Annotated in this window: 3 protein-coding genes; all 3 read left to right on the top strand. The window is 38.8% G+C overall.

Annotated features, from left to right (window positions below; all coding sequences use genetic code 11):
- Window positions 1-426: hypothetical protein (locus tag NT145_01900; GenBank protein MCX5781447.1), on the top strand; the 426-nt coding region annotated here is incomplete at its 5' end.
- 170 nt (window positions 427-596) lie between these two features.
- Window positions 597-1,145 carry a hypoxanthine phosphoribosyltransferase gene (gene hpt / locus NT145_01895; protein MCX5781446.1) on the top strand — a complete coding sequence of 183 codons (549 nt, stop codon included), beginning with the start codon at window positions 597-599 and terminating at the stop codon, window positions 1,143-1,145.
- Window positions 1,146-1,429: 284 nt separating this feature from the next.
- The coding region (gene ftsH, locus NT145_01890) for an ATP-dependent zinc metalloprotease FtsH (GenBank protein MCX5781445.1) at window positions 1,430-3,121 on the top strand (1,692 nt) is incomplete at its 3' end.

The following is a 3,121-nucleotide window of genomic DNA, read 5'->3' as shown; positions in this document are numbered from 1 at the left end:
CAAAAAATATCTTATTGCATAGATGAATCAAATTTTAAGTTGGATTTTACTAGAAACAGGATTCGGCATGAAATTTTAAGCAAATTAAAAAAATACAATAAAAAAACTGTTGAACATCTTTTTAATTTGTCAAAAATTGTTGCATCAGAAAATGAGTTTTTGAATGTTTTTACGAATAAAGCATTAAAGAAATCCGCAAAATTCGGGATTGATAAAATTTCACTTGATTTAAATGAGTTTTTCAGATATAATAAAACAATTCAATACAGAATTCTAAAACGAATACTGCCTGAAAAGATCTCTCTTTTGAATATTGAAAAAGTGTTTGATTTTCTAGTAGATTCAAAGAAAAATCATATAGATCTTTCAGGGACATGGAAAGTAAGAAAAAACAATCAAAAATCATATTTTTTAAAAGTTCAATGAGTTCTAAAAAAGAAAATAAAATGAAGCTCCACGGGCAAGCTCGTGGTATCTCAAAGATAACGGGATTCGCTCCCCGCTTACACGTGGAGCGTCCGCCGCGGCGGACCGCACCAAAGACCATTTCCGCCCAAGGCGCCGCGCCTGCCGGCGGGCAGGGATCTGCCTCAGGCATGACATCCACACGGGTAAACCCGCGGTCTTCTGGTGCGTGGATAAAAGGGATTTTAATAAGCGAGAAAAGGATAAAAGAAAGAATAAAGGAACTTGCCGAAGAAATCTCCAGGGATTATTTTAAAAAAGAAGTTCTTTTAGTAGCAATTCTTGATGGAAGTATAGTATTTCTTTCAGATTTAATACGAGAGCTTAAAATAAATTTTAGCATAGATTTTGTTTCGGTTTCTTCTTATGAAGGCTCAAAGAGTACCGGCAAAGTTAATATTTTGAAAGAAATGCGAAATGATCCTTCGGAAAAAAATGTTCTTTTAGTTGAAGATATAATTGATACGGGTTTTACGCTTGATCAGGTTAGAAGGAGCATTCTTTCAAAAAATCCTTCTTCGCTGAAAATATGCGTTCTTCTGGATAAAAGTGATGCGCGCAAAATCCCGGTTGATATTGATTATGCTGGTTTTAAAATTCCTAAACAATTTGTGGTAGGATATGGTTTGGATTATAACGGAAAACATAGAGGATTGCCTTTTATAGGTGTTTTTGAATAATAATTAGGGCTTACTGAAAAATAAAACTAATGATTGAATTATTAATAAGTTATATGAAAAAAAAGAACTTAGAAGTGCACGGTTTTAACGCGCATTTCATCAAAAAACTTGCACTTTTTGTTACGAAAATATTTTTCATTAAGCCCTTGATTACACAGATAACGGCAAGATTACACCGATTCACCGTCAATCATAATCTGTGTAATCAATTCTGTAATCAGTGTAATCAAGGGTCTGATATGTTTTTCAGCAGACCCTAATTATTTTCTAAAGGAAGTTAAAAGATGAAAGACAGGAATCGATGGAGTGTGTTAATTTGGTTGGCAGTATTTTTGTCGCTGCTTTATCTTATACAAGCGGCGCGTAATAGGCCTATTGAAGAAGAAATACCTTATTCAATACTGAAGGAGAATATTAAGGCCGGGACAGTGGCAAAACTTGTTATAGGGAAAGAAATAATCCGCGGGGATTTTTTAACCCCGGATAAAAAAGTCATACACTTCCGGACGGCAGCATTAAATGATCCTAATCTCATGTCCGAACTGGAACAATATAATATCCCTAAATACTCTGGAGAAATTGAGCGCGGTTGGTTAATGCCTTTTCTCATGAACTGGGGTCCGGTCCTGCTTCTTATAGTCTTTTGGCTTTGGATGATACGCGGAATGCAGACCGGAGGTAAACAGCTAATGTCTTTCGGAAGAAGCAAGGCGAAACTTCAAAGCAACAGGAAAATCAAGACTACTTTTAAAGACGTTGCCGGCTGTGACGAGGCAAAAGAGGAACTTCAGGAAATAATAGAATTTTTAAAAGCCCCGGCAAAATTTCAGAAACTCGGCGGAAAAATTCCAAAGGGCGTGCTTTTGTACGGAGCTCCCGGAACAGGAAAAACCCTTTTAGCAAAAGCTGTTGCAGGAGAAGCCGGGGTACCGTTTTTTTCTTCAAGCGGTTCGGAATTTGTTGAAATGTTTGTGGGCGTTGGCGCGTCAAGGGTGAGAGATTTGTTTGATCAGGGTAGAAAAAGCGCGCCGTGCCTTTTATTTATTGATGAAATTGACGCGGTCGGAAGGCATCGTTTCGCCGGGATCGGCGGCGGGCACGATGAGCGCGAACAAACATTGAACCAGATACTTGTTGAAATGGACGGTTTTGACACTAAAGAAGGAGTAATATTAATTGCTGCGACAAACAGGCCTGATGTTCTTGACCCCGCGCTTCTTAGGCCGGGCAGGTTTGACCGCCACATATCTATCCCTAACCCTGATCTAAAAGACCGTTTTGAAATATTAAAAGTTCATGCAAGAAATGTTAAAATATCAAAAGACTTGGATTTGAATGTTGTTGCAAGGCGCACGCCGGGTTTTGTAGGTGCAGATCTTGCAAATGTTGTAAATGAAGCCGCGCTTCTGGCTGCAAGGAGAAACAAAGAATTGATTGAATTGTCTGAATTTGAAGAAGCTATAGACCGCGTTATCGCCGGTCCTCAAAAAAAGTCCCGCATGATTTCAGACCAGGAAAAGAAAATTATTGCATATCATGAATCCGGCCACACGTTAGTTGCAAAATTTACGCCGGGGGCTGACCCGGTGCATAAGGTTTCAATAATTCCAAGAGGCCCCGCATTGGGTTATACACTTCAGCTTCCCATAGAAGACAGATTTCTGACAACAAAGCAGGAAATAATAGGCAGGTTGACGGTTCTTTTAGGGGGAAGAGTTGCAGAAGAGTTGATTTTTAATGAGATAACAACTGGGGCTCAAAATGACCTTTTAAAAGCTACCCAGATGGCTCACAAAATGGTGACAGAGTTTGGAATGAGCGATAAAATAGGACCCCTATCTTTAAAAGGGCCGGATGAAGAAATTTTCCTTGGCAGAGATTTCACCCGGGAACCTAGATTTTCTGACAAGACATCACAGACTATTGATGAAGAAGTTAAAAAAATTGTAGAGGAAGCTAAAAAAGGCGCGGAAAAA

It is taken from the genome of Elusimicrobiota bacterium (assembly GCA_026388075.1).
Lineage (GTDB): Bacteria > Elusimicrobiota > Endomicrobiia > Endomicrobiales > JAPLKN01 > JAPLKN01.
Note: the sequence above shows the minus strand (reverse complement) of the source record. Positions and strands in the feature narration are given on the sequence as shown.

Excerpts from the sequence above, each read along its gene's own strand:
- hpt (MCX5781446.1), top strand. The coding sequence starts at position 597 with ATGACATCCACACGGGTAAACCCGCGGTCTTCTGGTGCGTGGATAAAA.